Source organism: Acidovorax sp. BoFeN1 (assembly GCF_003345135.1).
Taxonomy (GTDB): Bacteria; Pseudomonadota; Gammaproteobacteria; order Burkholderiales; family Burkholderiaceae_C; genus Acidovorax; species Acidovorax defluvii.
This window is the reverse complement of sequence record NZ_QOZT01000133.1, coordinates 1-6,638: the sequence shown is the minus strand read 5'-3', so window position 1 is coordinate 6,638 and position 6,638 is coordinate 1. Positions and strand designations below refer to the sequence as shown.

General features: G+C 64.9%; 7 protein-coding genes. 5 read left to right on the top strand and 2 right to left on the bottom strand.

The window, feature by feature from the left end; genetic code table 11:
- Nucleotides 1-18 precede the first annotated feature (18 nt).
- From DTW89_RS18365 to DTW89_RS18345, 5 genes are all read left to right on the top strand, one after another.
- Nucleotides 19-1,092 carry an AraC family transcriptional regulator gene (locus DTW89_RS18365; RefSeq protein WP_114656987.1) on the top strand — a complete coding sequence of 358 codons (1,074 nt, stop codon included), beginning with the start codon at nt 19-21 and terminating at the stop codon, nt 1,090-1,092.
- Nucleotides 1,093-1,212: 120 nt separating this feature from the next.
- On the top strand, nt 1,213-1,749 hold the full coding sequence (locus tag DTW89_RS18360; RefSeq protein ID WP_114656986.1) for a hypothetical protein: 537 nt from the start codon (nt 1,213-1,215) through the stop codon (nt 1,747-1,749).
- Between the two features lie 53 nt (nt 1,750-1,802).
- Nucleotides 1,803-2,471, top strand: a complete 669-nt coding sequence (locus DTW89_RS18355) for a glutathione S-transferase family protein (protein ID WP_114656985.1) — start codon at nt 1,803-1,805, stop codon at nt 2,469-2,471.
- Between the two features lie 44 nt (nt 2,472-2,515).
- Nucleotides 2,516-3,304, top strand: a complete 789-nt coding sequence (locus DTW89_RS18350; RefSeq protein ID WP_114656984.1) for an alpha/beta hydrolase — start codon at nt 2,516-2,518, stop codon at nt 3,302-3,304.
- Nucleotides 3,305-3,475: 171 nt separating this feature from the next.
- Nucleotides 3,476-5,113 (top strand): AMP-binding protein, encoded by a 1,638-nt coding sequence (locus DTW89_RS18345; protein ID WP_114656983.1) that lies wholly within the window; start codon nt 3,476-3,478, stop codon nt 5,111-5,113.
- Nucleotides 5,114-5,232: 119 nt separating this feature from the next.
- Here the strand turns inward: DTW89_RS18345 and DTW89_RS18340 are convergent, their stop codons facing one another.
- On the bottom strand, nt 5,233-5,928 hold the full coding sequence (locus DTW89_RS18340) for a DUF4197 domain-containing protein (RefSeq protein WP_114656982.1): 696 nt from the start codon (nt 5,926-5,928) through the stop codon (nt 5,233-5,235).
- A gap of 304 nt (nt 5,929-6,232) precedes the next feature.
- A complete protein-coding gene (locus DTW89_RS18335; RefSeq protein ID WP_035241448.1) occupies nt 6,233-6,634 on the bottom strand; it encodes a YchJ family protein in 402 nt (133 codons plus the stop codon).
- Between the last annotated feature and the right edge of the window lie 4 nt (nt 6,635-6,638).

Below are 6,638 nucleotides of genomic sequence, written 5' to 3'. Positions count from 1 at the left end.
GCTGGCACACTATTCGGCTTGAAAGCACCCGCCCCACCTGCCAACCGCCTGCCCGCGCCCGCCACAGCCCCCGCGGCCACACCCATTGCGTTTGTGCGTGCGATTGTTCTGGCGTACGAACAGCGCGGCATGAGCCCCCAACACGCCCTGACCCGGGCACAGATTGCGCCGCAACTGCTGCAGGACGACCGTGCCCGCATCACCGCCTGGCAGATGGAGCAGATCTCCGACGCCGCCATGCAGGAGCTGGACGACGAAGCCCTGGGCTGGTTCAGCCGCCGCCTGCCCTGGGGCAGCTACGGCATGCTGGCGCGTGCCAGCATCAGCGCGCCCACACTGCAGGTGGCCCTGGCCCGCTGGTGCCGCCACCACGGGCTGCTGGCGGACGACATTGCACTGCACCTCGCTACCCAGGGCGACACCGCCACTCTGGCGATCACCGAGGCCCGCGACCTGGGCGCGCTGCGCGAGTTCTGCCTGGTGTCGGTGCTGCGCAATGCCCACGGGCTGGCGTGCTGGCTGGTGGACTCGCGCATCCCCCTCATCGCTGCCGAGTTTGCGTTTGACGCCCCACCGCATGCCGATGCGTATGCCGTGCTGTTCCGTGGCCCCGTCACCTTCCACGCGCCACGCACCGCCCTGCACTTTGACGCCCGCTACCTGCACCTGCCCCTGCGCCGGGACGAGCAGGCCCTGCGCCAGATGCTGCAACACGCCCTGCCGCTGACGGTGCTGCACTACCGCCGCGACCGCCTGCTGGTGCAGCGCGTGCGCCAGCTACTGGCCGCGCCCCTGCCCGGCCAGCCCGCCCACGCCCTGCCCCAGCACAGCGCCGAATCACTGGCCGCACTGCTGCATGTGTCGCCACGCACCCTGCACCGGCAACTGAAGGAAGAAGGCGCCACGCTGCAAGGCCTGAAGGACGACGTGCGCCGCACCCGCGCGGTGGAGCTGCTGCACCGCACACAGCGGCCCATCAAGCAGGTGGCGGAGGCAGCGGGGTTTGAGAACGAGAAGAGTTTTATCCGGGCGTTCCGGGGGTGGACGGGGCAGTCGCCGGCGGAGTTTCGGCGGGTGGCTCAAGTTCCATAGTGACTACAGATAAACGCGGTCTACGGCAAATCCGTCACATCAAGTTCCGTGCGCGTTCAGCGGATACTAAAGAACTACAAACCCGTTGAAATTAAACGATATACGTCGGGAAAGCGAGACATGGATACCAAGCACTGGCTCGATTACGTCACGGCAATAGGTTCCGTGACAACTCCGCTTTTTGTTCTGCTCCTTACTGCCGTCGGTTGGAGATTGAGGCAATCAATTGAACGACGGCACGAACTGGAAAATAAGTTACACGGCGACAGAATCGAAACCTACAACAAAATCCTAGAGCCATTCATCATTCTTCTGATGTCGGATGCCGCTTGGGAACATGACACCAAACATAGGGGGAAAAACAAAAACGATGTCGCAATGACAAAGATGATGTCCCTCGAATACAGAAATACGAGCTTCAAACTCTCTCTTGTCGGATCAGATGCCGTGGTGACGGCTTACAACAATCTTTTTCAGTTCTTTTTCGAACAGGGCGCCGATCCAGTACATACGCCGGATCAGCTGAGAAACATGTTGTCCTTGCTTGGTACGTTTCTTCTAGAAATTCGGAGAAGCATGGGGAATGAGTCATCGAAACTCACGAACTGGCAGATGTTGGAATGGTTCATCACTGATGCAAGGAAGTACAGCAAATAGGAACTCGCTGGAGCCCACCGCAAGCTGGCGGCTCGCCCCCACAGATAAATATCGTGATCCATCTCCACCACTGCGTCAGCGCCCGCTCCTTCCGCCCCCTGTGGATGCTCGAAGAGCTGCAACTGCCCTACACTCTGCACATGCTGCCCTTCCCGCCCCGGGCTCTGGCGCGCAGCTTTCTGGAGCTGAACCCGCTGGGCACAGTGCCCCTGCTGGTGCAGGGCGATGTGCGCATGACCGAATCGGCCGCCATTTGCCAGTACCTCGCCGCCACGCACCCCGACGCGGGGCTGGACGTGGCGCCCACGCACCCGGCGTATGGCGCGTACCTGAACTGGCTGCACATGAGCGATGCGACGCTGACCTTTCCGCAGACGCTGGTGCTGCGCTATGGTCGCTTTGAACCCACGGAGCGGCAGCAGCCGCAGGTGGTGCAGGACTACACGCGCTGGTTTCTGGCGCGGCTGCGCGCAGTGGAGTCTGCAGTGGCGCACAACGACCATCTGTGCGCGGGCCGCTTCACGGCGGCCGATGTGGCGGTGGGGTATGCGCTGCTGCTGGCGCAGCACCTGGGCCTGGCCGCGCAATTTGGACCGGCCACCCAAGCCTATTGGCAGCGGTTGCAGGTACGGCCTGGCTACCAGCGGGCCATGGCGGCACAAACGCGGGCCGCCGAAGAACAGGGTGTACCCACCACGCCCGCGCCAGACACGCAGCCTTGAAGGCCTGCACTCTTGCCCCACAACCCCTCCATGGAGCGCCCAACATGTTCAAGCGACTCATCGGTATCGCGGCACTGGCCCTGTCGTGCACGGCCCAGGCCCAGCCACAGCCACAGCCCACGGTGGTAGACCTGCCCACCCGCCCAGGCGTGACGCAGCGCATGCTGGTGATCACGCCCCCTGAACCCAAAGCCGCCGTCGTTCTGCTGGCGGGCGGACACGGGGGGTTGCAGATATTTCCGAACGGGTCGTTCAAATGGGGCGAAGGCAATTTCCTCGTCAGATCGCGGCAACTGTTCGCCGACAAGGGGTTGATGACGGTGGTGGTGGATGCGCCATCGGATCGGCAACGCGCACCGTTTCTCAATGGTTTTCGCCAAACGGCGGAGCATGTGACCGATTTGCAAGCCACCATTGCATGGCTGAAAACCACCGCCAAAGTGCCCGTGTGGCTGGTGGGCACCAGCCGTGGCACGCAATCGGCCGCGTATGCGGCAACGGTGCTGCAGGGCGCAGACGTGCCCGATGGCGTGGTGTTGACGGCGTCCATCCTGTCGGATGACAAACAGCGCCCGGTTCCCGCCATGCCGCTGGAGCACATCAAAGTGCCTGTGCTGGTGGTGCACCACCAGCAAGATGGTTGCTCTTACTGTGCGTACAGCGAGATTCCCAACCTGATGGGCAAGCTGACCCACACACCCCGCAGCCACCTCATCACCGCCACGGGCGGCAAGAACCAGGGAGATGCCTGCGCGGCATTTGCCCACCACGGGTTCAACGGACTGGAGACAGACGTTGTAGGGCAAATCGCCGACTGGATCCTGGCCCCCTGAGCGCAACGAGTTCGCGCCCAGAAACTGCTGCACAGCACCGCCCCACTGAACAACCGAGGCTGGCCCGGGCTGCGGCATCGAATGCAACCGCGGTGACAACCATTGCACCCCAGGTTTGCGCCCACCGGCCTACACTGCATCGCATCCCGCTCTGCCAGCCGCTACAGCGCCATGATCACCATCACCCAGACCACCACCATCGGCAACGCCTTCATGCGCGCCGCCGCAGCCTACGGGCCCCACAGCCTGCTGGCCGTGCCCGCCAACCCGGCGCGCAGCTACGACCCGCAAGGCCGCGAGATCCGCTATGACGAGGCCGCCAGCGCCGTGCGCGCACTCATGCAGCACTACCGCGCCGCCGGCTATGGTCTGGGCCACCGCGTGGGCCTGTTTCTGGAAAGCCGGCCCGAGCACCTGCTGCACAAACTGGCGCTGAACACCCTGGGTGTGTGCGTGGTGCCCATCAACCCCGACTACCGCCCACGCGAGCTGGCCTATCTGATCGACCATGCGCGCGTGGACCTGGTGGTGGCCCTGCCCACGCGCCTGCCCGCCGTGCGCGCTGCGCTGGCCGAGGCGCGCCACCAGCCACCGGTGGCCACACCCGATGACATGGCTGCGCTGCCGCCACCGGCACAGCCCGCACAGGCTGGCGCGCCGCAGGCCGACACGCCCGCCAGCATCCTTTACACCTCGGGCACCACCGGACAGCCCAAGGGCTGCGTGCTGTCGCACCGCTACGAGCTGGCGGCCGGCGACTGGTATGCGCGCCGGGGTGGCATGGTGGCCATCCGCGAAGGCCAGGAGCGGCTGTACAACCCGCTGCCGCTGTTCCATGTGAACGCGTCCATCCTGTCGTTCTATTGCATGCTGCTGACCGGCGGCTGCCAGGTGCAGACCGACCGGTTTGCGCCCTCGCGCTGGTGGCAGGAGGTGTGCGAGAGCCGGGCCACCATCGTGCATTACCTGGGCGTGGTGGTGCCCATGCTGCTGGCCCAGCCGGCCAGCCCGCTGGAGCGCGCGCACAGCGTGCGCTTTGGCTACGGCGCCGGTGTCGAGCCGCAGTTGCACGCCGTATTCGAAGAGCGCTTTGGCCTGCCCCTGGTGGAGCTGTGGGGCATGACCGAGATCGTGCGCGTCATCTCCGACCACCACGCGCCGCGCCAGATCGGCACGCGCGCCTTTGGCCGCGCCGAGCCCGGCCTGGAGGTGTGCGTGGTGGACGAAGCGGGCACCGAGGTGGCCGACGGCCAGCCCGGCGAGATGTGGGTGCGCCATTCGGCGGCCACGCCGCGCAAGGACTTCTTCAGCGGTTACCTGAACGACCCCGAGGCCACCGAGGCCGCGTGGCGCGGCGGCTGGTTTCACACCGGCGACATCGTCACGCGCGATGCCAGCGGCATGCTGCGCTTCATGGACCGGCGCAAGAACATCATCCGCCGCTCGGGCGAGAACATTGCCGCCGCCGAGGTCGAGGCGCTCCTGCTCACCCACCCGCTGGTGCACCAGGCGGCCGTGATGGCTGTGCCCGACGCGGTGCGCGAAGAGGAAGTGCTGGCCTGCGTGGTGCTCGACCCCGCTGCCGCAGCGGGCATGGCACACGCCGACGCGGCGCGCACCCTGCAGGCGTTCTGCCTGCGCGAGCTGGCTTACTACAAGGCGCCGGGCTGGTGGTGGTTTGCCGACGAGATCCCGACCACCGGCACCCAGAAGATCCAGAAGCACCGCATCTTCCCGGCGGGCAGCGACCCGCGGGCACTGGCGGGCATGGTGGATTTGTGCGCGCTCAAGAAGCGGCCGGTGAGGTGAAGGGGCTGGCTGCGTGCGTCTTACGCGGGCAGATGCTATTTAAATAATAGCTGCTTGCGCATACCATATAAGCGCCAGAGCCCGATCTGGCTCAAACCCTTTTCGCTGCCTCTATCCCCTTACTTCAGCGCCCCAAACACCTTCTTCAGGATGGCGCTGCCCGCGGCCGCCGGGTTCTGGCGCAGTTGCTGCTCTTGCTCGCCGATCACCAGGAACAGCCCGTCCAGTGTCTTGCCAGTGACGTACTGCTCGATGGTCGCGTCTTCCTTCTTCACCAGGCCAAAACCCGCGGCCTTGCCCGCAAAGGCGTTGTATTGCTGTGCCAGGCCCACTTTCTTGGTGGCCTGGGTGACGACGGGCAGAAACTTCTGGCCCAGCGGGGCGCGGGTTTTTTCGGAAAAGAACTGCGTGACCGACGTGTCGCCGCCCGCCAGGATGTTCTTGGCATCGGTCACCGTCATGCTGCGCACGGCGCCGACCAGCAGGTCCTTGCCCATGGGCACGGCGGCTTCGGCGGCGCGGTTGATCGAGGTTTCCAGCTCTTCGATGCGCTGGCCCTGGCCAAATCGCTTCATCAGCTTGGCCGCGTCGTTGAGGTAACCCGGCAGCGGGATGCGCACCTTGGGGTTGTTCAAAAACCCGCCAGATTGGCCCAGCAAGCCCACAGCCGCCAGCGCGCCCTGCTCTAGCGCGGCCTTCACGCCGCTGCTGGCGTCGGCATTGCTGAGCTCACCCAGCGACAGGGCCTGCGCCCGCGTGGTGGCCAGGGCGATCAGTGCGGCAAAACTACAGACCTGGAATTGGCGTCGTTGCATGGAGTGCTCCTTGAAGAAAAAACGGGAAACTCCCCCGAGTGTGCCGTGTGCGCCCGTGGTGTTGTAACGGGCCGCTGACCGGGCGCCACCCGCAGTGTGGCCGTGCTACGGATGGCCCCTCTTCCTGCCCCACGGCGCGACAAAATTGCTCTGTAATAAATAGCTAAGGGCGCTTGCTACATAAGCGCTTGGGGCAGTTTTCATTGAAATTTCTTTTTTTCTAACGGCCTGCACCGCAAGCACTTTGTTTTTGATAGCTGCTTGCGCTTACTCCATAAGGGCTAGAGCCATTTTTGGCCTCAACTCAGCGGCTGTCACCATCCACGTAGTACCAGCGCCCGGCCTCGCGCACGAAGCGGCTGCATTCGTGCAGTCGCACGGCGCGTCCGGCAACGCGGTAGCGGGCCACAAACTCGACCTCTGCGTGGTCGGCATCCAGCACGCGGTGGCTGCGCACCGCAAGGCCCAGCCAGTGCGCGCCGGGCTCGAACTCCAGCGTGGCCGGGCGCTGGCTGGCGTGCCAGGTGGCCAGCAAATAGTCGCGCCGTTGCAACACAAAAGCGCTATAGCGCGAGCGCATCAACCGCTCGGCGTCGGGCGCGGGCGTGGCATCGAAATCCTCCACATAACGGCCGCAGCAGTCGGCGTAGACCAGGGCTTTTTGCCGGGGCGACAAAGCGCCGCAGGGACAGGGAGAGGCGGGCAAAAGC